The 24,198-nt window shown below is 67.4% G+C and carries 22 protein-coding genes and 1 riboswitch; of the genes, 9 read left to right on the forward strand and 13 right to left on the reverse strand.

What is annotated here, in order from left to right:
* Positions 1-6: 6 nt before the first annotated feature.
* The 4 genes from DACI_RS01070 to DACI_RS01085 form a co-directional block, all read right to left on the reverse strand.
* Positions 7-879, reverse strand: coding sequence for a PPK2 family polyphosphate kinase (locus DACI_RS01070; RefSeq protein WP_012202152.1), 873 nt, complete (start codon positions 877-879; stop codon positions 7-9).
* 28 nt (positions 880-907) lie between these two features.
* On the reverse strand, positions 908-1,312 hold the full coding sequence (locus DACI_RS01075) for a hypothetical protein (protein ID WP_043780279.1): 405 nt from the start codon (positions 1,310-1,312) through the stop codon (positions 908-910).
* Between the two features lie 5 nt (positions 1,313-1,317).
* Complete coding sequence (locus DACI_RS01080; RefSeq protein WP_012202154.1) at positions 1,318-2,967, reverse strand: M30 family zinc metallopeptidase; 1,650 nt, start codon at positions 2,965-2,967, stop codon at positions 1,318-1,320.
* 152 nt (positions 2,968-3,119) lie between these two features.
* Positions 3,120-4,031 (reverse strand): LysR family transcriptional regulator, encoded by a 912-nt coding sequence (locus DACI_RS01085; RefSeq protein ID WP_012202155.1) that lies wholly within the window; start codon positions 4,029-4,031, stop codon positions 3,120-3,122.
* Between the two features lie 74 nt (positions 4,032-4,105).
* Between DACI_RS01085 and DACI_RS01090 the strand changes: the two genes are divergently transcribed.
* Positions 4,106-4,600: a PACE efflux transporter gene (locus DACI_RS01090; protein WP_012202156.1), complete on the forward strand. Its 495-nt coding sequence runs from the start codon at positions 4,106-4,108 to the stop codon at positions 4,598-4,600.
* On the opposite strand, the gene DACI_RS01095 is transcribed toward DACI_RS01090, so the two are convergent.
* Both DACI_RS01095 and DACI_RS01100 read right to left on the reverse strand, forming a co-directional pair.
* Complete coding sequence (locus DACI_RS01095; RefSeq protein ID WP_034365577.1) at positions 4,573-5,565, reverse strand: response regulator transcription factor; 993 nt, start codon at positions 5,563-5,565, stop codon at positions 4,573-4,575. The two genes, DACI_RS01090 and DACI_RS01095, sit on opposite strands and share 28 nt — an antisense overlap.
* Positions 5,566-5,584: 19 nt before the next feature.
* The gene (locus DACI_RS01100; RefSeq protein ID WP_012202158.1) at positions 5,585-9,085 is read right to left on the reverse strand and encodes a hybrid sensor histidine kinase/response regulator; all 3,501 of its coding nucleotides are present in this window, start codon (positions 9,083-9,085) and stop codon (positions 5,585-5,587) included.
* Positions 9,086-9,299: 214 nt separating this feature from the next.
* Here DACI_RS01100 and urtA point away from each other — a divergent pair, with 214 nt between their 5' ends.
* The 7 genes from urtA to DACI_RS01135 all read left to right on the forward strand — a co-directional run bounded on the left by urtA (position 9,300) and on the right by DACI_RS01135 (position 15,997).
* Positions 9,300-10,565, forward strand: coding sequence for an urea ABC transporter substrate-binding protein (gene urtA / locus DACI_RS01105; RefSeq protein WP_012202159.1), 1,266 nt, complete (start codon positions 9,300-9,302; stop codon positions 10,563-10,565).
* Positions 10,566-10,675: 110 nt separating this feature from the next.
* Entirely contained in the window at positions 10,676-11,590 is a 915-nt protein-coding gene (gene urtB, locus DACI_RS01110; RefSeq protein ID WP_012202160.1) for an urea ABC transporter permease subunit UrtB, read from the forward strand.
* Between the two features lie 71 nt (positions 11,591-11,661).
* Positions 11,662-12,852, forward strand: a complete 1,191-nt coding sequence (gene urtC / locus DACI_RS01115; RefSeq protein WP_012202161.1) for an urea ABC transporter permease subunit UrtC — start codon at positions 11,662-11,664, stop codon at positions 12,850-12,852.
* 19 nt (positions 12,853-12,871) lie between these two features.
* Positions 12,872-13,615 (forward strand): urea ABC transporter ATP-binding protein UrtD, encoded by a 744-nt coding sequence (urtD, locus tag DACI_RS01120; RefSeq protein WP_012202162.1) that lies wholly within the window; start codon positions 12,872-12,874, stop codon positions 13,613-13,615.
* 20 nt (positions 13,616-13,635) lie between these two features.
* Positions 13,636-14,325 (forward strand): urea ABC transporter ATP-binding subunit UrtE, encoded by a 690-nt coding sequence (urtE, locus tag DACI_RS01125; RefSeq protein WP_012202163.1) that lies wholly within the window; start codon positions 13,636-13,638, stop codon positions 14,323-14,325.
* Positions 14,326-14,361: 36 nt separating this feature from the next.
* A complete protein-coding gene (fmdA, locus tag DACI_RS01130; protein ID WP_012202164.1) occupies positions 14,362-15,591 on the forward strand; it encodes a formamidase in 1,230 nt (409 codons plus the stop codon).
* Positions 15,592-15,637: 46 nt separating this feature from the next.
* Positions 15,638-15,997, forward strand: coding sequence for an FmdB family zinc ribbon protein (locus DACI_RS01135; RefSeq protein WP_012202165.1), 360 nt, complete (start codon positions 15,638-15,640; stop codon positions 15,995-15,997).
* A 70-nt stretch (positions 15,998-16,067) separates the two neighbouring features.
* On the opposite strand, the gene DACI_RS01140 is transcribed toward DACI_RS01135, so the two are convergent.
* The 5 genes from DACI_RS01140 to DACI_RS01160 are packed head-to-tail and all read right to left on the reverse strand — an operon-like array spanning position 16,068 to position 19,820.
* Entirely contained in the window at positions 16,068-16,814 is a 747-nt protein-coding gene (locus DACI_RS01140) for an amino acid ABC transporter ATP-binding protein (RefSeq protein WP_012202166.1), read from the reverse strand.
* Positions 16,801-17,454 carry an amino acid ABC transporter permease gene (locus DACI_RS01145; protein ID WP_012202167.1) on the reverse strand — a complete coding sequence of 218 codons (654 nt, stop codon included), beginning with the start codon at positions 17,452-17,454 and terminating at the stop codon, positions 16,801-16,803. The genes DACI_RS01140 and DACI_RS01145 overlap by 14 nt, the downstream gene beginning before the upstream one ends.
* Positions 17,451-18,179 carry an amino acid ABC transporter permease gene (locus tag DACI_RS01150; protein ID WP_012202168.1) on the reverse strand — a complete coding sequence of 243 codons (729 nt, stop codon included), beginning with the start codon at positions 18,177-18,179 and terminating at the stop codon, positions 17,451-17,453. Before DACI_RS01150 ends, DACI_RS01145 begins: the two co-directional genes overlap by 4 nt.
* A gap of 31 nt (positions 18,180-18,210) precedes the next feature.
* Positions 18,211-19,017, reverse strand: coding sequence for a transporter substrate-binding domain-containing protein (locus DACI_RS01155; protein ID WP_012202169.1), 807 nt, complete (start codon positions 19,015-19,017; stop codon positions 18,211-18,213).
* A complete protein-coding gene (locus tag DACI_RS01160; RefSeq protein WP_012202170.1) occupies positions 19,014-19,820 on the reverse strand; it encodes a FadR/GntR family transcriptional regulator in 807 nt (268 codons plus the stop codon). Before DACI_RS01160 ends, DACI_RS01155 begins: the two co-directional genes overlap by 4 nt.
* 277 nt (positions 19,821-20,097) lie before the next feature.
* Positions 20,098-20,224, forward strand: a riboswitch (S-adenosyl-L-homocysteine riboswitch).
* A 27-nt stretch (positions 20,225-20,251) separates the two neighbouring features.
* On the opposite strand from DACI_RS01160, the gene metH reads away from it, so the two are divergent.
* Positions 20,252-23,008 (forward strand): methionine synthase, encoded by a 2,757-nt coding sequence (metH, locus tag DACI_RS01165; RefSeq protein WP_012202171.1) that lies wholly within the window; start codon positions 20,252-20,254, stop codon positions 23,006-23,008.
* 182 nt (positions 23,009-23,190) lie between these two features.
* On the opposite strand, the gene DACI_RS01170 is transcribed toward metH, so the two are convergent.
* Positions 23,191-23,562: a DUF2195 family protein gene (locus DACI_RS01170; RefSeq protein WP_026062624.1), complete on the reverse strand. Its 372-nt coding sequence runs from the start codon at positions 23,560-23,562 to the stop codon at positions 23,191-23,193.
* Position 23,563: 1 nt separating this feature from the next.
* On the reverse strand, positions 23,564-24,070 hold the full coding sequence (locus DACI_RS30855; RefSeq protein ID WP_012202173.1) for a tlde1 domain-containing protein: 507 nt from the start codon (positions 24,068-24,070) through the stop codon (positions 23,564-23,566).
* Positions 24,071-24,198 lie beyond the last annotated feature (128 nt).

Genomic DNA, 24,198 nt, shown 5'->3' on the forward strand with positions numbered 1-24,198 from the left:
GAGTGATCAGGTGATCTTGTAGTCCTTGAGGGCCGGATCGCCCTCGGGAAAGCGCAGGTCCAGGTTGCGCATCACCTCGCGCAGCAAGGTGGCGATCATGAGGTTGCGGTGCGTCTTGGAATCCGCGGGCACGATGGTCCAGGGCGCCCAGGGCGTGTGCGTGGCGCCCAGCAGCTGGCCGTAGGCCTGCTGGTAGTCCTTCCACTGCGTGCGCACCTTCATGTCGTTCTCGTCGAACTTCCAGTGCTTGGCCGGGTCGTCCAGGCGCTCCTGCAGGCGCGCGCGCTGCTCGTCGGCGCTGATGTGCAGCAGGAACTTGACGACCACGGTGCCCGTCTCGCTGAGCATGCGCTCGAAGTCGTTGATGTGGGCAAAGCGCTGGCGCTGCTGCTCGGGCGTGATCCAGCCGTTGACCACGGGCACCAGCACATCCTCATAGTGGCTGCGGTTGAAGACCGTGATCTCGCCTGCGCCCGGCACGCGCTGGTGGATGCGCCACAGGTAGTCGTGCGCGCGCTCCGCATCGGTTGGCGCCTTCCAGCCCACGGCGTTCACGCCCAGGGCGCTGGTGCGGCCGAAGACGCCACGGATGGTGCCGTCCTTGCCCGCCGTGTCCGTGCCCTGCAGCACGACCAGCAGCTTGTAGCGGCGGTCGGCGTACAGCAGGTTCTGCAGCGCGTCGATCTCTTCGGCCAGGGCCTCGACGGCGGCCTTGTCCTCGGTCTTGCCGTTGCCGTTGGAAAAGGGCTTGGCGCCCGGGTCGAAGTCGGCCAGGGCGATCGGCTTGTCCTTGTCGGACTTGGCGGAGCGCGGCTGCCACTGCTCCCAGAGCTTTTGCACGGCCGCATCGCGGCTGGAGAAAGGGTTGAAGGCGTCCATGGCTTGAGCGGTGGGTGAGCGGGGAAGGTCAGGGCTGGGCGCGAATGGACTGCACCTGCAGTTGCGGCGGCACCATCGAAGGCGCGGCGCCAGCGGCGGGCCTGGGGCCGGGCTGGCCCCGGACCTCCACGTTCTGCCGCTGCCACTGCGTGACCTGCTCGGCGCTCAGGCCCTTGAGCTGCCAGGTCTCGCCGGAGGCGGTCTGCAGCACGGGCTGCTCATGGGGCGCATTGCCACGCAGCACCAGACGGCCTTGCAGGGTCAGGGGCTGGCCGGCATCCGGCGCGGCGGGCGCGGCCGATGCCGAAGCGGGCGCCGGTGCGGTTGCAGGAGGTGGAGGTGGCGCGGCGCAGGCCGTGGCCAGCAGCGACAGGCTGCCGGCCAGCAGCAGGGGCAGGGCCCGGGCGACTGCGGTATGGGATGTCTGGGTCATGGCGGTCATTGCACGATGGCGGTGAGGGTGGTGCCGGCGGGAACGCGCAACTGCTCCTGGTACAGGCCCTGGGCGTCCGGCTGGCGTACGAAGGGGAAGTGGCCGCGCGCCGCGAGCTGGGCGGGCACGGTGGCGGGCAGGCGGCGTGCAGCCGCATAGCGCTGGCCGTCGATGCCCACCAGGGTGAAGCCCTGGTCCGTGCGTGCGGGCCAGCCGTAGCCGGCCGGGCCGCTGGAAGGCAGCAGGGCGATGTTGGCACCCCATCGCTGCAGCGTGACGGGCAAAGAGGGGCCACCGGCCTGTGCAATGGCGTTGCCGAGCACCTGCAGCGAGTCGGGCGAGGAGGTGTTCCTCAGCATCTGCTGGTAGAAGCCCACGCCGTGCTGGCGCAGCAGATAGGCGCCCAGGCTGCCCGTGACGTTGTAGCCGAAGCAGGTGGCGTTGACATCCGAGGCCCAACTGGCCAGGTCGCAGTTGAAGCCGGGCTTGGACATCCAGCCGGTAATGCGGCCGTCACGCATGGGATTGGTGCCGGGTGTGAGTCTTTCGGCCAGGATGTCCTCGGACATCAGGGCCGACATCTCTTCCAGGAAGGTGTCGAACATGTAGTCCGAACCCTTGAGCGCGCCGCGCTGGTAGAAGTTGATCATGTGGATGAACTCGTGCGACAGCGTGCTGATCTGCGTGGTCAGCCCGTTGGCGCCGCCCAGGTACAGCGTTTCCGTATCCATGTAGAACGACAGCGATTCGTTGCTGTACTGGAACTGCGAGTTGCCGGCCGTGCGCTTGAAGTTGTTCACGGCCCAGAAGTAGCCCAGCAAGCCGTAGGGCTGGCTGTCGGGCGTGAAGTTCACGAACACGATGTCGATCGGCTGGTCGGCCGCGATCAGCTCGCTGTGGGCCTGGGGTCCCCAGGGCTGGCCCGCCAGCCCCGTGACCAGGGCGTGCACGGAATCCGGCCCGCTGGCGAAGCGCTGTATCACGGTGTCCAGCAGGGCGTCGCTGACCTTGGCGCCGCCGTACTCGCTGTCTTCCAGCCACAGATTGATGGTGCGGGTGCCCGTGGGCGTGGGCGCGGTGGTCTGGCGCCGCAGCGTGGCGCTGCGCGTCTCGACCGTGGGGCTTTCCGTGTTGACGAACCAGCTGCGCTGGCTGCCCACAGGCAGCACGGCCGCCGACACCGCGCGCGAGGGCTGCACGCTTTGCCCTGCAACCGGGGCGGGCAGGCTCGGCTTGAAGTCACGTACGCGCTGGGGGATCTGGTTGACCAGCTGCGCAGCGCTCAGCGACTGTTGCGCCGCAATGCCCTGCGCCGCTGCGGCTGGCGGCGTGAGCGTGATGGGCGGCAGGGCCACGGCGGCATCGCCGGTGTTGGTATAGATCAGCGTCACGGGCCGGGTGCCCAGATTGCGCAGGCCTACGGCAACGGGCTGCTCTGCGGCGGTGGCGTTGGTGTAGCTCCAGACGCCGACGCCCTGGCCGGAATAGGTGGTGGCGTCGGTCGCGCCGCACGAGGCGCCCGTGCAGGCGGGGCTCAGCTGTGTCGTGATGGAGTCGCCCGGCGTGGAGCCGCCGCCCCCGCCGCCGCAGCCTGCCAGTCCCGCACCCAGTGCCAGTGCAACAAGGGCCTTGCCCCCAAAGTGATCTTGAAACATGGGTTCCTCTCGATGGTCCATGTCCAGCCAGAAGAAGAAGGAGGCGGCCGGACGCTTGCGCAACTATCCCAGGCCTGCCTGCAGGCGGCAAGCACCGGCCGGTTTCCCGCGTGTAGGCGCAGGGCTTGCCTGCAGGTCGAAAGCCGCAGGCCTCACCTGGGCTCCAACTGCACCGGCACCTGCAGCTGCTCCACGAACCGCCGCGCCGCCAGCCCCAGCGGGCGCTCCTTGGACCACACCCAGTCGACGAACAGCTGGGTGCCGTTGCTGATGTTGCACAGCGGGATGCGCAGCAGCGCGCCCGTTTGCAGCAGGGGCTCGGCGACGCTGAAGGGCAGCCACCCCCAGCCCAGGCCGGCCGAGACCAGGGACAGGGCTGCCAGGTGGCTGTCCGTGCGCCACAGCTGGTGCGAGAACACGAAGCGCGGATCGGTGTGGGCCAGGTCGCGGCTGGCCAGCAGGATCTGGCGCGCGCCGGCCAACTGGCCCACGTCCAGGCGCTGCTGACCGTCCACGCCCAGTTGCCGGGCCAGCGGGTGCCTGGCCGCCATCACGGCGACCATGGTTTCCTGGCCCATCTCCTGGAAATCCTCGCGGCCGTCGATGGCCGGGCGCTCGAAGACCAGGGCCAGATGCGCGCGGCCCGAATGCAGTTCCTTGAGCGCATCGACCTGGGCGGCCACCAGCACCTCCACCTCCAGCCCCGGGAATTCCTCGACCAGCGGCTGCAGCGGCGCGGCCCAGGCCGTGGACAGCAGCTCGGGCGCGATCACCAGGGTCAGCCGCTCCTCCAGTCCCTGGTGCAGGGCCAGCGCCTGGTGGTTGAGCTGCTGCAGCTGGGCGGCCAGCAGCCGGGCCTGGGGCTCCAGTGCGCGCGCCGCCGCCGTGGGCCGGGGCTCGCGGCCGCTGCGGTCGAACAGCTGCAGGTCCAGCTCCGCCTCCAGCTGGGCGATGGCCATGCTCACGGCCGAGGGCACCCGCCCCAGCCGGCGTGCGGCGGCAGAAAAGGAGCCGTGGTCCAGCACGGCAAGGAACAGCGGCACCTGGTCAGCGGGGAAGGACATGGCGGGAACCTGTCAGTTTTATTGAAAGAATCTGACTTTAACGTTCAATTCCGGACAAATAAACTGCGCCCCCTATGACCTTGCAGACACACAAAAAGGGCCTCCAGGGGCCCAAGCGCAAAGTGGTCTTCGTGACCCTGTATGAACTGATCGCCATCGCGGCCTCCAGCCTGCTGTTCATGGCCATCGGCCAGAGCGCCGGGCATTCGGGCGGCATGGCGATTGCCGCCTCCACGCTGGCCATCGTCTGGAACCTGACCTTCAACCACCTGTTCGAGCAATGGGAGGCGCGCCAGAGCGTCAAGGGCCGCTCGGTGATGCGCCGCGTGGTGCACGCCCTGGGCTTCGAGGGCGGGCTGGCCATGGTGCTGATCCCGCTGATGGCCTGGTGGTTCGGCGTCACGCTGTGGGAGGCCACGGTGATGGAGGCTGGCCTGCTGGTCTTCTTCCTGGTCTACACCTATGTCTTCAACTGGTGCTTCGACCATGTGTTCGGCCTGCCGGCCTCGGCCTCGGCGTCCGCTGCGGTGGCCCCGCGTGCTCAGGGCGAGCCGGCCTGCAGCAACTGACCGGCCACGGCGGCGGCGGCCGTGCGGGTCTCCACGCCGAGTTTCTCGAAGATGTGCTCCAGGTGCTTGTTCACCGTGCGCGGGCTCATGCCCAGGATGTCGGCGATGTCACGGTTGGTCTTGCCCTTGCTCAGCCATGACAGCACCTCGGTCTCGCGCGGGGTGAGCGCCACCTGCTGCAGCCGGCGCGCGGCAGGCGTCTGCGGCGCCTCGTGGCTGAGCAGCACCATCGACTCCCCCAGGCCGCTGGCGCCCATGTGGCGCGCCAGCAGCTGGCGGCCATCGGCCAGGGCCAGCGCCAGATCCTGGGGGGCGGGCTGGCCCTCCTGATCCGCCTGGCCGGGCTGATCCGCTTTGCCGTGCTGATCCGGCTGGCGGGCGCCGGCCAGCCAGTCCCCGGCCGCCTCCAGCGGGAAGGGCTGGTCCGCAAAGGCCTCCTCCAGCCAGCGCGATGCCTGGGGCGAGCGCCAGGCCACGCGGCCCTGGCCGTCGAGCACCACCACGCCCAGCCCCGCCACGTCCACGGCCTCCTGCGCCTGGCGCGTGGCGCGGGCGTTGCGCACATGGGTGGCCAGGCGCACCAGCACCTCGGGGATGCGCAGCGGCTTGACCACGTAGTCCACGCCACCGCTGGCAAAGCCGCGGATGATCTGGTCCGTGTCCGACAGGCCGGTCATGAACACCACGGGCACATGGGCCCAGGCCGGCGTGGCCTTGAGCGTGCGGCACAGCGTGAAGCCGTCCATGCCGGGCATGACGGCGTCCAGCAGCACGCCGTCGGGCACGGTGAGGGCGAAGCGCTGCAGGGCCTCGTCGGCGTCGCGGGCGGCGAGCACCACGTAGCCTTCGGCGGCCAGCGCGTCGCACAGCATGCGCAGGCTGTCCAGCGCGTCGTCCACCACAAGGATGACGTGGGCGTTGTGAGGGGGGTGGCTGGGGTGTCTGCTGCTGTCGGCGGTCGTCATCTGTGGCCTTTGCGGGTTCTCATTCATCGGTCTCCTCTCTTTCTTCGTCTTCTTCATCCTCTTGCTCGGGCCGCGGCAGCATGCGCGCCAGCGCATCGAAGTCGAAGCGGTTCGCGCAGGCCTGCAGCGCATCGAGCAGCGCGGCATGCGCGGGCGCCTGCTGGCGCGCCTGGCGCAGGCGCTCGCGCAGGGCCGTGGCCTGGCCCGAGCGCGCCAGCCGGGCCAGGTCTTCACGAAGGTCGGGCGGGAAGGGGGCGGCTGACGGCGCCTCCTCTGCCTTGGCCTCTGCCTGCTCTGCACGCGGCGCCGGCAGCAGCAGCGGGCGGTTGTCATGCACCCATTCCAGCCGCAGCACGCGCTCGAGCACCTGCAGCAGCTCGGACTCGGTCACGGGCTTGGCGACGAAGCCCTGGCAGCGCGCATCGGCCAGGCGCGGCGGGTCGTTGTCGAACAGGTTGGCCGAGACGAAGACCACGGGCAGCTGCTGCGCATCCCAGCGCGCGCGCAGCAGGGCGGCGGTCTGCCAGCCGTCCAGGTCGTCCATGCTGATGTCCAGCAGCACCAGGTCGGGCGGGCTTTGCTCCACGATCTCCAGGCACTCCCGGCCGCTGGCGGCCTCGCGGATCTCGAAGCCCAGCGGCAGCAGCAGGCCGGCCAGCAGCTGGCGCTGCAGCGGCTGGTCGTCCACCACCAGCAGGGTGCGCCGGGGCGGCAGATAGCCGATGACGGTGTGCAGCGTGGCGGCGGCGCCCGGAGGGACCCAGGACGCGTCGGGCGCCATCTCGGGCAGGTACAGGCGCACGGTGAAGCAGCTGCCCTCGCCGGGCGTGCTGCTCAGGGTGAGCTGCCCGCCCATCAGCTCGGTCAGCAGGTGGGTGATGGTCAGCCCCAGGCCCGTGCCCGCCTCGCTGACGCGCCGCCCCGCGCTGCCGCGCTCGAAAGGCACGAAGATGCGCTCCATGTCCTGCGGTTCGATCCCGATGCCGGTATCGATGACCTCGATGCGCGAGACATGGGGCCTGAAGTCCATGCGCAGCCGCACCTCGCCGCGTTGGGTGAAGCGCACGGCGTTGGACAGCAGGTTGATCAGGATCTGGCGCAGCCGCTTGGCGTCGGCCCGCACCCAGCGCGGCATGGTGCCCAGCGTCTCGACCGAGAACTGCAGCCCCCTGGCCTGTGCCTGGGGCCGCATCATGGCCTCGATGCCGTCGATCAGCGCGGGCAGGGGCAGGGGGGCGAGGTCCAGGCGCAGGCGGCCGGCCTCGATGCTGGCCAGCTCCAGCGATTCGTCGATCAGCGCGCGCAGGTGCTGGCCGCTGTGCTGCATGGTGGACAGGGTCTCGCGCACCCAGCCGTCGACCTGCGGGCTCTTGAGCAGGATCTGCGTATAGCCCAGCAGGCTGTTGAGCGGCGAGCGCAGCTCGTGCGTCATGCCGGCCACATAGCGCGTCTTGGCCTGGCTGGCCTGCTCGGCATGGTCCTTGGCGGCCTGCAGCTCGGCATCGGTGCGCTTGTGGGCGGCGATCTCCTGCAGCAGCAGCTGGTTCTGGCGCTCGGACTCGTCCTGGGCCATGCGCCGGCTGTCCGTGCTCAGCACCACCCACCAGGCGGCCACGGCGCACAGCAGGGCCAGCAGCGCGAAGACCTTGAGGAAGGGGATGCGCAGCGCGCCGCCATCGACGCTGCCTGCCTGCAGGCTTTCCTGCATGTAGACCACGCCCACCATGAAGGCCGTCACCGCGCACAGCGACAGCATCACCACCAGGTACTGGCCCGCGCGGAAGTTCACCTTGGTCGCCCAGCGCGGCGGCAGCAGGGCCGAGGCCAGCGCATGCAATTGCTCGCCCGCGCGCGATCCGGTCTTGCAGCGGTCATGGCAGCGCGACTCCAGCGAGCAGCACAGCGAGCAGATGGGCGCGCCGTAGGCGGGGCAGTGCGCCATGTCCTCGGATTCGAAATGCTTCTGGCAGACGGCGCAGCGCACGGTCTCGCCGGGCTTCCACAGGTTGCCTGCGGGCCGCGCCAGGTAGTAGCGCCCGCCCGTCAGCCAGGCCAGCAGCGGCGACAGCAGCATGGACAGCGCCAGCGCGATGAAGGGCGAGAACGCGGCCGCCGTCTCGCCCAGCAGGCCCGCATAGGCGCAGCAGGCCACGGCGGCGGCCAGCAGCATGGCGCCCGGGCCCACGGGATTGAAGTCGTACAGATGGGCGCGGCGGAACTCGATGCCCGGCGGGCTCAGTCCCAGCGGCTTGTTGATGACCAGGTCGGCCACCAGCGCGCCCACCCAGGCGATGGCCACGTTGCTGTAGATGGTCAGCACCTTCTCCAGCGCGCCGAACACGCCCAGCGTCATCAGCAAGGTGGCGATGACCACGTTGAACACCATCCAGACCACGCGCCCCGGATGGCTGCGCGTGATGCGCGCGAAGAAGTTGGACCAGGCAAGCGACCCCGCGTAGGCATTGGTCACGTTGATCTTGACCTGCGAGATGACCACGAAGACCACGGTCACCGCCACGGCCAGCCCCGGCAGGCCCAGGGCCTGCAGCACCTGCTGGAAGCCCACCAGGAACATCTGCGTGGGCTCGGCCGCGCGCGAGGCGTCCACCCCCTCCAGCTGCATGGCCGCGAAGGCGAGAAACGCGCCGCCCGCCATCTTGAGCATGCCCATCACGGCCCAGCCCGGCCCGGCCACCAGCACCGCGCCCCACCAGCGCAGGCGGTTGGCCCGGGTGCGCGGCGGCAGAAAGCGCAGGAAGTCCACCTGCTCGCCGATCTGCACCACCAGCGCGAAGATCACGGCCGCCGCCGCGCCGAACATCAGCGGATCGAACTGGCTGCTGCCCGAGCGCAGGCCGGTGAGGCTGGCGAAGTCGCGGTACAGCTGGGGCTGGGACAGCGCCATCCACACGAAGGGCAGCACCAGCAGGAACAGCCACAGCGGCTGCGTCCAGGCCTGCAGGCGCGAGATCAGCGTGATGCCGCGCATGGCCAGCGGCAGCACCACCAGGGCCGACAGCGCATAGCACCACTGCAGCGGCCAGTCCACCACCAGCTGCAGGGCCAGCGCCATGATGGCCGCCTCCAGCGCGAAGAAGATGAAGGTGAAGACGGCGTAGATCAGCGAGGTGATGGTCGAGCCCAGGTAGCCGAAGCCCGCGCCCCGCGTCAGCAGGTCCATGTCCAGCCCGTAGCGCGCGGCGCAGACGGCGATGGGCAGCCCCGTCAGGAAGATCACCAGGCCCACGGTGACGATGGCCCACATGGCGTTGGCAAAGCCGTAGTTCAGCGCAATGGCGCCGCCGATCGCCTCCAGCGCCAGGAAGGACAGCGAGCCGAAGGCCGTGTTGGCCACGCGGAACTCGCTCCAGCGCCGGAAGCTGCGCGGCGTGTAGCGCAGCGCGTAGTCCTCCATGGTCTCGTCGGCCACCCAGGCGTTGTATTCGCGCCGGAACCGGAAGATGGTCTGCGGCGCGGGCGAGGTGCTGGCGGGGCTGTCGGGCGGGGGTGCGGAGTGCATTCCCAGGTCTAGCAAGAAACGTGCGGGGCCAATGCTGGCGCGGCTTTCAAGAGGAGTGCGCGGGGTGCGTACGCAGATGGCTACGTCAATTGACGTATGGGCGGTTTCAAGGGTTCTTCCTAATCTTGGACCCAGCGCGGAAACAAGCCGTAACCGCAACGCCAGTTTTCAGCCACTTGCAGATCACCCAACCGATCCTTACAGGAGAGTCACCATGAGCCACCCCTCCGACCCCCGCACACCTGGTTCCCCCGGCACGGAAATGGGCCGCCGCCGCGTCCTGCAGGCGCTTGGCGCCGCCTCGGTGGCCGGGCTGCCGGCCTGGTCCTTCGCCCAGCCCACGGCCCAGGTCAACACCACCAAGCTGGCCGTGACCGACACCGAAGTCGTCGTGGGCCAGCTGCACTCGGCCACGGGCACCATGGCGATCTCCGAGACCGGCTCCATCCAGGCCGAGCAACTGGCCATCGACCAGATCAACGCCATGGGCGGCATCCTGGGCCGCAAGATCCGCGTGATCAAGGAAGACGGCGCCTCCGACTGGCCCACCTTCGCCGAGAAGTCCAAGAAACTGCTCATCAACGACCGCTGCGCCGCCGTCTTCGGCTGCTGGACCAGCGCCTCGCGCAAGGCCGTGCTGCCCGTGTTCGAGAAGGAAAACGGCCTGCTGTACTACCCCACCTTCTACGAAGGCCTGGAGCAGTCCAAGAACGTGATCTACACGGGCCAGGAAGCCACGCAGCAGATCCTGTACAGCCTGGACTGGGCCAAGGCCGAGAAGAAGGCCAAGACCTTCTTCCTGATCGGCTCGGACTACATCTGGCCGCGCACCTCCATGAAGATCGCGCGCAAGCACATCGAGAACTTCCAGAAGGGCAAGGTCGTCGGCGAGGAGTACTACCCGCTGGGCAGCACCAACTTCGGCTCGCTGGTCAACAAGATCAAGCTGCAAAAGCCGGACTGCATCTTCGTGGCCGTGGTGGGCGGCTCCAACGTGGCCTTCTACAAGGCGCTCAAAGCCGCGGGCATCACGGGTGACAAGCAATTGCTGGTCACGCTGTCGGTGACCGAGGACGAGATGACCGGCGTGGGCGGCGAGAACTTCACGGGTTTCTACTCCTCGATGAAGTACTTCCAGACGCTGGACAACGAGAACAACAAGAAGTTCGTGGCCGCCTTCAAGGCCAAGTACGGCCCCAATGCCGTCATCGGCGACGTCACCCAGGCCGGCTACCTGGGCCCCTGGCTGTGGAAGGCCGCCGTGGAAAAGGCCAAGAGCTTCGACGTGGACAAGGTGGTGGCCGCATCGCCGGGGCTGGAGCTCAAGACCGCGCCCGAAGGCTACGTGAAGGTGGACGCCAACCACCACCTGTGGAGCAAGTCGCGCATTGCCGTGGGGCAGCCGGACGGCACGTTCAAGGTGGTCTCGGAATCTCCGGAATTGATCAAACCCGATCCCTTCCCCAAGGGTTACCAGTAAGTCCTGATCCGTTCAGGCAGGTGATGCGTGGCGGCCTGCGGCCTGGTGGGCGGGCCGCCGCGTGAACCGTTTCCCCCTCTCCCGATTGGCTTGCGCGCAGGAGCAGCACCATGAGTTTTTCCGACATGATGAACATCGGCCTGATGCAGGGCTTCGCGGGGCTGAGCCTGTTCGCCGTGCTGCTGCTGATGGGCCTGGGCCTGGCCATCATCTTTGGCCAGATGGGCGTGATCAACATGGCGCATGGCGAGTTCATGACCATTGGCGCCTATACCATCTACCTGGGCTCCACGCTCACGGCGCAGCACGCGCCCGAGCTCATGCCCTACTACTTCCCGCTGGCCATCGTGGCCGCCTTCTTGTTCGCCTTCGCGGCCGGCTGGCTGGTGGAGTGGGGGCTGATCCGCCACCTCTACAAGCGCCCGCTGGACACGCTGCTGGCCACCTGGGGCGTGAGCCTGGCGCTGCAGCAGTGCTTTCGCACCTTCATCGGCCCCAAGGAAGTCAGCCCCACCCTGCCTGACTGGCTGATGGGCTCGTGGGCGCCGGCCGAGGGGCTGGACATTCCCATCAACGGCCTGTTCGTGCTGGCGCTGACCGCAGTGGTCACGGCCGGCGTGCTGATCGCGCTGCACAAGAGCCGCTGGGGCCTGCGCGTGCGTGCCACGGTCAGCAACCGCGTGATGGCCAATGCCATCGGCATCGACACCAAGAAGACCGACCGCCTGACCTTTGCCATCGGCTGCGGCATCGCAGGCGTGGCGGGCGCGGCCTTCACCACCATCGGATCCACCGGCCCCACCTCGGGCTCGCTGTACATCGTGGACGCCTTCCTGGTGGTCACCTTCGGCGGCGCGGCCAGCCTGCTGGGCACCGTGGTCTCGGCCTTCGGCATTGCGCAGACGCAGTCCATCACCGAGTTCTTCCTCGCGGGCTCCATGGCCAAGGTGATCACGCTGTCGCTGATCGTCTTCATCCTGATGCTGCGTCCCCAGGGCCTGTTCGCTTCCAAGGTGCGGCGCTGATCCCGGCGCCGGCCCTGTCCACGAATTCCCCGCGTTCCCCCGATTTCCCCTGAGTTCACCGGAGTCATTCCATGCAAGCCCTCAAAGCCTGGATACAGCGCTACCAGCTCGCCAGCCTGGTGCTGCTCACCGTCCTGCTGGCGGTGGTGCTGCCCCTGGCGCTGGACATCTTCCGCCTCAACCTGGTCGGCAAGTACCTGACCTATGCCTTCGTCGCCATCGGCCTGGTCATGGTCTGGGGCTATGGCGGCGTGCTCAGCCTGGGCCAGGGCGTGTTCTTCGGCCTGGGCGGCTACGCCATGGCCATGTTCCTGAAGCTGGAGGCGTCCGACCCCATCAGCACCAAGATCCAGTCCACGCCCGGCATCCCCGACTTCATGGACTGGAACCAGCTGACCGAGCTGCCCTCGTTCTGGCTGCCCTTCAAGAGCCTGCCGTTCTCGCTGGCCGCCGTCATCGCCGTGCCCACGCTGCTGGCCTGGCTCATCAGCTTCGCCATGTTCAAGCGCCGCGTGGGCGGGGTGTACTTCGCCATCATCACGCAGGCCGTGGCGCTGATCGTCACCGTGCTCATCATCGGCCAGCAGGGCTACACGGGCGGCGTCAACGGCATGACCGACCTCAAGACCCTGTGGGGCTGGGACACGCGCACGGACAGCGCCAAGTACATCCTCTACTACGTCTGCGTGGCCCTGCTGATCGGCGCCATCGTGCTGTGCCGCTGGATACAGACGGGCAAGGTGGGCACCCTGCTGCTGGCCATGCGCGACAAGGAAGACCGCGTGCGCTTTTCCGGCTACGACGTGGCCAACTTCAAGGTCTTCGTGTTCTGCCTGGCCGCTGCGCTGTCGGGCATAGGCGGCGCCATGTTCACGCTGCAGGTGGGCTTCATGTCGCCCAGCTTCGTGGGTATCGTGCCCTCCATCGAGATGGTCATCTACGCCGCCGTGGGCGGGCGCATGAGCCTGGTGGGCGCCGTGTACGGCACGCTGCTGGTCAACGCGGGCAAGACCTATTTCTCGGAGAGCTTCCCGGACCTGTGGCTGTTCCTCATGGCGGGCCTGTTCATCGGCGTGACCATGGCCTTCCCGATGGGGCTGGCCGGCCTGTGGGAAAGCCGCATCGTTCCGTGGTGGAACAGCCGCCGCAAGGGCACGGCACCTGCCGCAGCGCAGGGAGCCCAGGCAGCACCTGCCCCGGCCCCGGCCGCCACCAAGCCCACGTCCGCCCTGTCCGAAGGCATGGGCCGCCAGGGCGCCTGAACCACAGCGGGAGCACACCATGAGCAATACCGACTTCACGCTGGCCGTGGAAGACCTGACGGTCTCCTTCGACGGCTTCAAGGCCATCGACGCGCTGAACCTGTACATCGACAAGAACGAGCTGCGCGTCATCATCGGTCCCAACGGCGCGGGCAAGACCACGCTGCTGGACCTGATCTGCGGCAAGACCCGCGCCACGGCCGGCAGCATCAAGTTCAAGAACGAGGAACTCACGCGCATGGCCGAGCACAAGCGCGTGCGCCTGGGGATCGGGCGCAAGTTCCAGACACCGTCCATCTACGAGAACCTGTCGGTCTTCCAGAACCTGGAGGTCTCCTACCCGCAAGGCCGCTCGGTCTTCGGCGCGCTGGCCTTCAAGTGCACGGAGGCGGTGCGCGATCGCGTGCAGGCCGTGGCCGCCGACATCGGCCTGGACGAGCGCCTGGACACCGAGGCCGGCCTGCTCAGCCACGGCCAGAAGCAGTGGCTGGAGATCGGCATGCTGCTCATGCAGGAGCCCGAGTTGCTGATGCTGGACGAGCCCATCGCCGGCATGAGCGCCCGCGAGCGCGAACTGACGGCCGAGCTGCTGCAGCGCATCTGCAAGAACCGCTCCGTCATCGTCATCGAGCACGACATGGAGTTCGTGGCACGCATCGCGCACAAGGTCACCGTCATGCACCAGGGAAAGATCCTCGCCGAGGGTCCCATGGACAAGGTGCAGGCCGACCCCAAGGTCATCGACGTCTACCTCGGCCACTGAGGCACGCACAAGGAATTCACATGCTGCAAGTCAAGGATCTGTACGTGGCCTATGGCCAGAGCGAGGCGCTGCACGGCATCAGCTTCGAGGGCCGCGAGAACGAAACCGTGGCCATCATGGGCCGCAACGGCATGGGCAAGACCACGCTGTTCAAAAGCCTGATGGGCGTCATGCCCGCCAAGAGCGGCCAGATCACCGTGGCCGGCCAGGACGTCACGAAGGACGAGAGCTTCCGGCGCGTGGCCAAGGGCATTGCCTACGTGCCCCAGGGCCGCATGATCTTCCCCACGCTGACCGTGGAAGAGAACATACAGACGGGCCTGGAGAACGCGAAGACGCGCCAGGTGCCCGACGACATCTACGCCCTGTTCCCCGTGCTCTGGGACATGCGCCGGCGCAAGGGCGGCAACCTTTCGGGCGGGCAGCAGCAGCAGCTGGCCATTGCGCGCGCCCTGGTCACCGACCCCAAGGTGCTGCTGCTGGACGAGCCCACCGAGGGCATCCAGCCTTCCATCATCAAGGACATCGCCAAGGCGCTCAACGAGATCCGCAAGCTGCGCCGCATCACCATCGTGGTCAGCGAGCAGGTGCTTTCCTTCGCCATGGATGTGGCCGACCGGCTGTTCGTCATCGAGGGCGGGAGATTGGTACATGAAACCGCGCGTGCCGATACCGACGAGCAGCGCATCAAGTCCTACCTCTCCGTCTGATCCATTTTTTCCCACTGCCATCGCAAGGAGCACACCATGGCCGAAACCCTGATCAAGGTCGATCTCAACCAGTCCCCCTACGACAACCCGCAGGTGCACAACCGCTGGCATCCCGACATCCCCATGGCGGTCTGGGTGGAGCCGGGCGCGGAGTTCAAGCTGGAGACCTATGACTGGACCGGCGGCGCCATCAAGAACGACGACAGCGCCGAAGACGTGCGCGACGTGGACCTGTCCACCGTCCACTTCCTGTCCGGCCCCGTGGGCGTCAAGGGCGCCGAGCCCGGCGACCTGCTGGTGGTGGACCTGCTGGACATCGGCGCGCGCGACGACAGCCTCTGGGGCTTCAACGGCTTTTTCTCCAAGCAAAATGGCGGCGGCTTCCTGGACGAGCATTTCCCGCTGGCCCAGAAGTCCATCTGGGACTTCCACGGCATGTTCACCAAGAGCCGCCACATCCCCGGCGTCAACTTCGCAGGCCTCATCCACCCGGGCCTGATCGGCTGCCTGCCCGACCCCAAGATGCTGGCCAGCTGGAACGAGCGCGAGACCGGCCTCATCGCCACCGACCCCGACCGCATTCCCGGCCTGGCCAACCCGCCCAACGCCACCACCGCCCACATGGGCCAGATGCAGGGCGAGGCCCGCGACAAGGCCGCCGCCGAAGGCGCACGCACCGTGCCGCCGCGCGAGCACGGCGGCAACTGCGACATCAAGGACCTCTCGCGCGGCTCGCGCGTGTTCTTCCCCGTCTACGTGGACGGCGCGGGCCTGAGCGTGGGCGACCTGCACTTCAGCCAGGGCGATGGCGAGATCACCTTCTGCGGCGCCATCGAGATGGCCGGCTGGGTGCACATGAAGGTCTCGCTGATCAAGGGCGGCATGGCCAAGTACGGCATCAAGAACCCCATCTTCAAGCCCAGCCCCATGACGCCCAACTACAAGGACTACCTGATCTTCGAAGGCATCTCGGTGGACGAAAAGGGCAAGCAGCACTACCTGGACGTGACCGTGGCCTACCGCCAGGCCTGCCTGAACGCCATCGAGTACCTGAAGAAATTCGGCTACAGCGGCGCCCAGGCCTACTCGCTGCTGGGCACGGCGCCCGTGCAGGGCCACATCAGCGGCGTGGTGGACGTGCCCAATGCCTGCGCCACGCTGTGGCTGCCCACGGAGATCTTCGACTTCGACATCAATCCCACGGCCGAGGGACCACAGAAGATCATCACGGGCGGGGTGGATCTGCCCATCGCCCAGGACAAGTAAGCCCGGCATACGACACCCGCCATCCACCATCCGCCAGAGGCCGCCCATGCCCACCTATGACTACCACTGCACCGCATGCGGCGGCTTCGACGCGCTGCGCAGCCTCTCGCAGCGCAACGAGCCCGCGCCCTGCCCCAGCTGCGAGGCGGCCTCGCCCCGCGTCTTCGTCAGCGCGCCGCGCCTGGCCTGCACCAGCCCCGAACAGCGCCGCGCCCATGACACCAACGAGCGCGCCCGGCACGAGCCCAGGCGCTCACGCGATGTGGCCGAGGGCAGCTACGCGCGCATGCGCCACCCTTCGGGCTGCGGCTGCTGCAGCGGCGCCAGCAAGCGCGGCTCCACGGTCACGGCGCCCAACGGCGCCAAGACCTTCCCGACCAAGCGGCCCTGGATGATCAGCCACTGACAGCGGACCCTGCGCCGCACCAATGACAAAGGCCCGCGATGCGGGCCTTTGTCCTGCCTGGGCGTACCGCTCAGTGCACGGCGCCGATGAAGCCGGCCAGCTCCGGCGTCTGCGGGTTGGCGAACAGCTGCTTGGCCGGGCCGCTTTCGTGGATCAGGCCCTGGTGCATGAACACCAGCTGGTCGCCCACGTCGCGGGCAAAGCGCATCTCGTGCGTGACCATGATCAGCGTCATGCCCTCGGCGGCGAGCTGCTTGACCACGGCCAGCACCTCGTTGACCAGCTCCGGGTCCAGGGCCGAGGTGATCTCGTCGCACAGCAGCACCTTGGGCTGCATGGCCAGCGCGCGAGCAATCGCCACGCGCTGCTGCTGGCCGCCGCTGAGCTGGTCGGGGTAGCTGTCGTACTTGTCGCCCAGGCCGACCTTGGCCAGCATCTGGCGCGCCAGCGCCGCCGCCTCGGGTTTTTTCACGCCCTTGACCACGGTGGGCGACAGGGCCACGTTCTCGCCCGCCGTCAGGTGGGGGAACAGGTTGAACTGCTGGAACACCATGCCCACGTTCAGGCGCAGCGCGCGCAGCTGGGCGGGCGAGGGCGCGCTGCCCTCCGAGCCCTTGAGCACGGCGTCGTCCACCACGATCTGGCCGGACTGGATGGCCTCCAGCCCGTTGATGGAGCGCAGCAGCGTGCTCTTGCCCGAGCCGCTGCGGCCGATGATGGCGACCACCTGGCCGCTGTCCACGCTCAGGTCCACGCCCTTGAGCACATGGTTGTTGCCGTAATGCTTGTGAACGGCGCGCACATCAACGAGCGGCATAGAGTTTCTTCTCCAGATGGGATGCGTAGAGGGACAGGGGCCAGCACAGCAGGAAGTAGCCTGCGGCGACCAGGCCGTAGATGAGGAAGGGCTGGAAGGTGGCGTTGGCCAGCATGGAGCCGAGCTTGGTCAGCTCGCTGAAGCCGATGATCGAGGCCACCGCCGTGCCCTTGATGATCTGTACCGAGAAGCCGACCGTGGGCGCTATCGACAGGCGCAGCGCCTGCGGCAGCACCACATGGCGCATCTGCTGCAGGTAGCCCATGGCCAGGCTGGACGAGGCTTCCCACTGGCCGCTGGGGATGGACTCCACGCAGCCGCGCCAGACCTCGGCCAGGTAGGCGCTGGTGTACAGCGTCAGGCCGATGGCGGCCGCCGTCCAGGGCGAGATGTCCAGGCCGGCCATGGACGAGCCGAAGAACACGATGAACATCTGCATCAGCAGCGGCGTGTTCTGGAAGGCCTGGATATAGGCCTTGGCCAGGCGGCGCAGGTTCTGGCTGCGGCCCACGCGGGCGAACAGCACCAGCAATCCGGTGGCGCCGCCCAGCACGAAGGCCAGCAGCGACAGCGCCAGCGTGGCCAGCAGGCCCTCGGCCAGCTTGGCCAGGATGGGCAGCAGGGGAATGTCGGCAATCATGCGGCGTCTCCGGCAGTGGTCGCAGGTGCAGCGGGTGCAGCGGGCCGGGCTGCACGTGGCGTGCGGCGGCCCACCACGAAGCGCTGGCCTATCCAGGCCAGCAACTGGCGCAGTGCCAGGGCCAACACGAAGTACGCCGCCGTCACCACCAGGTAGGTCTCGAACGCGCGGAAGTTGCGCGACTGGATGAAGTTGGCCGCAAACGTCAGGTCCTGGGCGGCGATCTGCGAGACCACCGAGGTGCCCAGCATCACGATCACGATCTGGCTGCTCAGCGAGGGCCAGACCCGCTGCAGCGCAGGGCGCAGCACCACATGGCGGAAGAGCGCCCAGCGGCCCATGCCCAGCGCGCCAGCGGCTTCCAGCTGGCCGCGCTGCGTCTCCTGGATGCCGGCGCGCACGATCTCTGTGATGTAGGCGCCCAGGTTGATCACCGTGGTCAGCAGGCAGGCCTGCCATTCGTTGATCTGCACGCCCAGCGAAGGCAGGCCGAAGAACACGAACATCAGCTGCACCAGGAAGGGCGTGTTGCGTATGCCCTCCACGTACACCTTGAACAGCCAGTGCAGCGGCGCAATGCGCCAGGCGCGGCTGACGCCGCCGGCCACGCCGATGGCGCCGCCCAGCACGGCGCCCGCCGCCGTCAGCGCCAGCGTGAAGCCTGCGCCCTGTGCCAGCAGGCCGCTGTAGTCGAACACGGCGCCGAAGTCGAATTGATAGGCCATGGAAGGATTTCCGGGAACAGGGGCGCAGCGGTTACAGGGTGGCGGGCAGCGGCATCTTCATCCAGCGCTGGGACAGGCCGGTCAGGCGGCCGTCGGCCTTGAGCTTGGTGATGATGGCGTCCACCTTCTGCAGCAGCGCCGGCTCGCCCTTGGCCACGCCGATGTAGCAGGGCGTGTCCTCGACCGCGAACTTCACGTCCAGCTGGCGCAGCCTGGTGCGCTCGTTGACGGCGTTGGCCACGATGTTGCCCAGCGTCACCAACTGCACCTGGCCCGTCAGATAGCTTTGCGCGGTGGCGTTGTTGTCCTCGTAGCGCTTGATGGTGGCCGAGGCCGGCGCCACCTGCGTGAGGGCCAGGTCCTCGGTGGAGCCGCGCGTCACGCCCACGGTCTTGCCGGCCAGGTCGGCAGGGGCCTTGATGCTCACGTCCTTGGGGCCGTAGACGCTCTTGGGGAAGGGCGCATAGGCCTGGGTGAAGTCGATCACCTTGGCGCGCTCGGCGTTCTTGCCCAGGCTGGAGATGACGATGTCGGCCTTGCCCGTGGTCAGGAAGGGAATGCGGTTGGTGCTGGTCACGGGCACCAGCTCCACCTTCACGCCCAACTCCTGGGCGACCAGGGCCGCCATGTCGATGTCATAGCCCTGCAGCTTCAGGTCGGTGCCCAGCGAGCCGAAGGGCGGGAAGTCCTGCGGAATCGCCACGCGCAGCACGCCGGCCTTCTGGATGTTGGCCAGCATGTCGGCATGGGCTGCGCCGCCCAGGCCGGCAGCGGCCAGGGTGGCGGCCGCCAGGGCGGTGCGGATGAATGCGCGGCGGGTTGTCAGGGGGGAAGTCATGCGAAAGCTCCTTCGGAAGGTGGGGTGAGGCGAAAGGAAAGCGGGTCAGGGTCGGGCGCAGATGTATCGGGCGCCGTTGCGTCGGGCGCCGTCGCGTCGGACGCCGCCGCGTTGTCCGGCGTGTCGAGATCGATGCCGCTGCGCCTGGCGGCCGACAGCAGGTGGGCGCGCATGGCGCCCGCGGCACCCGGCGCATCGCCCGCGCAGACGGCCTGCACGATGGCGTCGTGCTCGCGCACGGGCTGGTCGTCGGCGCCGCTCCAGGCAAAGGGCAGGCGCAGGCTGTGGCTGATGGCCAGCTCCAGCTGACGCGCCATGGCCACCAGGCCCGGGTTGCCCGACAGCTGGGCCAGCAGCAGGTGGAACTGCAGGTCGGCGTCGGCGGCGGCCAGCAGGTCGCTGCGGGCGAGGGCGTGGGCCAGCTGGGACTGGGTCCATTGCAGCTGGCGCAGGCCGCTGTCGTCGGCGCGCACGGCCGCCAGCGCGGCCCAGCCCGGCTCCAGCACCAGGCGCAGCTCGATCAGCTGGCGCGGCGAAAGCGTGCCCAGCGCCGGGGTGGCGTAGGCGCGGTGCATGCGTGCACGGCCGCTGTGCGGGCCGTTGATGCGCACGCCCTTGCCCGGCTGGATCTCGACCAGGCCCAGGGCCTCCAGCATGGACAGCGCCTCGCGCAGCGAAGCGCGGCTGATGCCCAGCTGCCGGGCCAGCTCGCGCTGCGGCGGCAGCTGGCTGCCGCCGGGATAGTGGCCGCTCAGGATGTGCTGCTGCAGCGTCTGGGCCATCGAGATCGGAATGCTTTGCATGGGCTGGCGCGGGTGGAGGGTTTTGGCCTGACTGGTCAGACCACGTATCCAGCAGATAGCGAATTGCGTGCCAGATGCAAAAAAAGGAGCGTTGTCCTCAGGCGCTGCAAAGAATCCGGGGCGATGGGGTATCGACAATCCGCCCCGAAGGCAGCGCCGGCGGCCCGCGCTGCCGCGCTTTGGTGCAGTGCCGCATGGCTTTGTGCAGGCCTGCCCCGAATGCGGGCGTAAAACCCGCACTGCAGGCCGCCGCCAGCCGCCGTAGAATCCCGGGCTTTGGCCCGAGGAGCGTTGCAGCGCGGCACCCGCCCATCCGTACACCGGATCGCGTGCCGCGTCAGGCTTGGGCCAGGTGCAGGTTCCCGGCCGGACCGCGCCCACGGTGCCAACGACGCTCACCTGTTGCCATGCCGTTTTTGCAGGTGAGCTTGATGTCGTCCTCTTTCACTCCCCCTCCCATGCGTCTGTCGGGCCTGGAGCCTGTCTCCATCGGCGAGGGCACGCTGTTCGTCAACGTGGGCGAGCGCACCAACGTCACGGGCTCCAAGGCCTTTGCGCGCATGATCCTCAACGAGCAGTACGAGGAAGCGCTGTCCGTGGCACGCCAGCAGGTGGAAAACGGCGCCCAGGTCATCGACGTGAACATGGACGAGGCCATGCTGGACAGCAAGGCCGCCATGGTGCGCTTCCTGAACCTCATCGCCTCCGAGCCCGACATCGCCAAGGTGCCGGTCATGGTGGACAGCTCCAAGTGGGAAGTTATCGAGGCCGGACTGCGCTGCCTGCAGGGCAAGGGCATCGTCAACTCCATCTCCATGAAGGAAGGCCTGGATGAATTCAAGCGCCAGGCCCGGCTGATCAGGCGCTACGGCGCGGCCGCCGTGGTCATGGCCTTCGACGAGAAGGGCCAGGCCGACACCTACCAGCGCAAGATCGAGATCTGCGAGCGCGCCTACCGCATCCTGGTGGACGAGGTGGGCTTCCCGCCCGAGGACATCGTCTTCGACCCCAACATCTTCGCCGTGGCCACCGGCATCGAGGAGCACGACAACTACGCCGTGGACTTCATCGAGGCCGTGCGCTGGATCAAGAAGAATCTGCCCGGCGCCAAGGTCTCGGGCGGTGTCTCCAACGTGAGCTTCAGCTTCCGCGGCAACGACCCTGTGCGCGAGGCCATCCACACCGTGTTCCTGTACCACGCCATCTCGGCGGGCATGGACATGGGCATCGTCAACGCCGGCATGGTCGGCGTCTATGACGACCTGGAGCCCCAGCTGCGCGAGCGCGTGGAAGACGTGGTGCTCAACCGCCGCCCTGACGCCGCCGAGCGCCTGCTGGAGATTGCCGACGCCGCCAAGGGCGCTGCCAAGGACGACAGCAAGAAGCTCGAATGGCGCGGCACGCCCGAGAACCCGAAGACCGTGGGCGAGCGCCTGTCGCACGCCCTGGTGCACGGCATCACCGACTTCATCGTCACCGACACCGAAGAGGCCTACCAGCAGATCGTGGTGCAGGGCGGTGGTCGCCCGCTGCACGTGATCGAAGGCCCGCTCATGGACGGCATGAACATCGTGGGCGACCTGTTCGGCGCCGGCAAGATGTTCCTGCCCCAGGTGGTCAAGTCGGCGCGCGTGATGAAGCAGGCCGTGGCCCACCTCGTGCCCTACATCGAAGAGGAAAAGCGCCAGCAGGAAGCGGCGGGTCTGGACGTGTCCAGCAAGGGCAAGATCGTCATCGCCACCGTCAAGGGCGACGTGCACGACATCGGCAAGAACATCGTCACCGTGGTCCTGCAGTGCAACAACTTCGAGGTCATCAACATGGGCGTGATGGTGCCCTGCCATGAGATCCTGGCCCGGGCCAAGGCCGAGGGCGCGGACATCATCGGCCTGTCGGGCCTGATCACGCCCAGCCTCGAAGAGATGCAATACGTCGCCGGCGAGATGCACAAGGACGACTACTTCCGCATCAAGAAGATTCCGCTGCTGATCGGCGGTGCCACCTGCTCGCGCGTGCACACCGCCGTCAAGATCGCGCCCAAGTACGAAGGCCCCGTGGTCTACGTGCCCGATGCCTCGCGCAGCGTCAGCGTGGCCCAGAGCCTGCTGGGCGAGAACAAGGGCAACTACCTGGCCGAGATCCAGGCCGACTACGACAAGGTCCGCACCCAGCACGCCAACAAGAAGAAGACACCGCTGTGGCCTCTGGCAAAGGCCCGCGCCAACGCCACGCCCGTGGACTTTTCCCAGGCTCCCGTGGCGCCGCGCGCCCTGGGCCGCCGCGTGTTCCGCAACTTCGACCTGGCCGAGATCGCCGAATACATCGACTGGGGCCCGTTCTTCCAGACCTGGGACCTGGCAGGCCCCTACCCGGCCATCCTCGACGACGAGATCGTGGGCGTGCAGGCCCGCCAGGTGCTGGCCGACGGCCAGGCCATGCTCAAGAAGATCATCGAAGGCCGCTGGCTGCAGGCCAACGGCGCCATCGGCCTGTTCCCTGCCAACCGCGTGGGCGATGACATCGAGTTCTATGCCGACGAGTCCCGCAGCCAGGTGCTGATGACCTGGTACGGCATGCGCCAGCAGACCGAAAAGCAGATGGTGGAAGGCCCGGATGGCCAGCCCGTGATGCGCCCCAGCCGCTGCCTGTCCGACTTCGTGGCCACCAAGGAATCGGGCATCCAGGACTACGCGGGCCTGTTCGCCGTCACGGCCGGCATCGGCGCCGAGAAGAAGGACAAGGAGTTCGAAGACGCGCTGGACGACTACTCCGGCATCATGTTCAAGGCCCTGGCCGACCGCCTGGCCGAGGCCTTCGCCGAATGCCTGCACCAGCGCGTGCGCAAGGACCTATGGGGCTATGCGCCCGACGAGGACCTCAGCAACGAAGCGCTGATCAAGGAACAGTACAAGGGCGTGCGCCCCGCGCCCGGCTACCCGGCCTGCCCCGACCACAGCGCCAAGACCGACCTGTTCGCCGTGCTCAAGGCCGACGAGATCGGCATGACGCTGACCGAAAGCCTGGCCATGAACCCGGCCTCCAGCGTCAGCGGCTTCTACATCGGCCACCCCGACTCCGTCTACTTCAACGTCGGCGAGATCGGCGAGGACCAGCTCGCCGACATGGCCGCGCGCCGGGGCATGGACATCGAGGAGCTGCGCAGGCTGTTGGCGCCGAATCTCGCCTGATATTGGGTTGACCGCTGGCTTGGCTACGCCGGTCAGGCGTGCGATTTTTCGCTATTTTGGACAAAGGCATTCATCTTTGACTGGAATAGCGGACAGGGCGCGCCAGCGGCGCAGGCAGTCGATCAGAAGATGTGATCCGGCTGAGCGTTCAAGCGCGCCGATGCTGCAGGAGCCAGGATGCCCTACAAGGGCCCGGTGCACGCCAGCCGAACCCGCACCTCCTTGTTGGCGACCAGGGCCGGATCGGTCGCAAGGACGAGTTTTCTCTCTCCCCCGCTGCCCAGGTCGATCAGGCCTTCCTGCAGTACCTGCCGGACGCCCCCTCGGTTCACGCTGCTCGTGTAGGTCGCCAGAGCCGAAAGGCATCCGCACTCGCCAATCGATTTGCGCAGTTGAACACGGGTGTTCGCCCACACCACATTGGACTCTGTGGAAGTCTTCGTCGCCGTGATCGACACGCAGGCTGAAAGATCGTTCTGAAACGTTATCTGGTCGGCATGGGCGGCAAAGGCGGATCCGCCAAACAAGGCAGACCATATTAAAAATCGAGCCATGCTATGCACGTGTGCCTCCGTTTGTCACTCTTGCCGGGACGTAATTGACTTTCAGGATGAAATAGCTACGTGAACTGGACTTCGCCTTCGACCGAAGAATCGGGAAGAATCTATGCTCAACCTCAATACATCCGTGGCTGAAGCCTTTGGTTGAATCATGCAGATAAAAGCCGCTGCGGACGGGGTTGCAAGCGATGCGCGTTTGAGTGTCGGCGGGCTCCATCCGCGCCCGGTTCTGCCCCCAGTTTGCCCAATAGGCTTCGCAGCTTCCGGCGGCAGCTCCGCGTGGAATCGTCTGGACTCCCCATCCGGGAGACAGGTTGCATCTTCCCGCACCGTCGTCCTTCGCCGCCCCACGATCGGTGACGAGCACCTTGTACACCCCCTCCGGAATTGGTCCGCTGTCTTTGATGCACTGATTTTCTGGCATCTGAAAACCTGGAAGTCCTGTTGTTGCCTTGAAGCTACCGGAGCCATTCCATGTCAGCTTCTGCCCATCAAACTCCATATCTGGTATCACAAACGGTCCCTCCAATTTTCTAAAGTCGCATCAATCGAGTTTCTCGGTAGCCACGGTTTGATGCCATCCAGATTCATAAGCTTCATCTGGATCAGAGATCGGGGCAGCTTAATGCG

Source organism: Delftia acidovorans SPH-1, from assembly GCF_000018665.1.
Taxonomy (GTDB): domain Bacteria; phylum Pseudomonadota; class Gammaproteobacteria; order Burkholderiales; family Burkholderiaceae_C; genus Comamonas; species Comamonas acidovorans.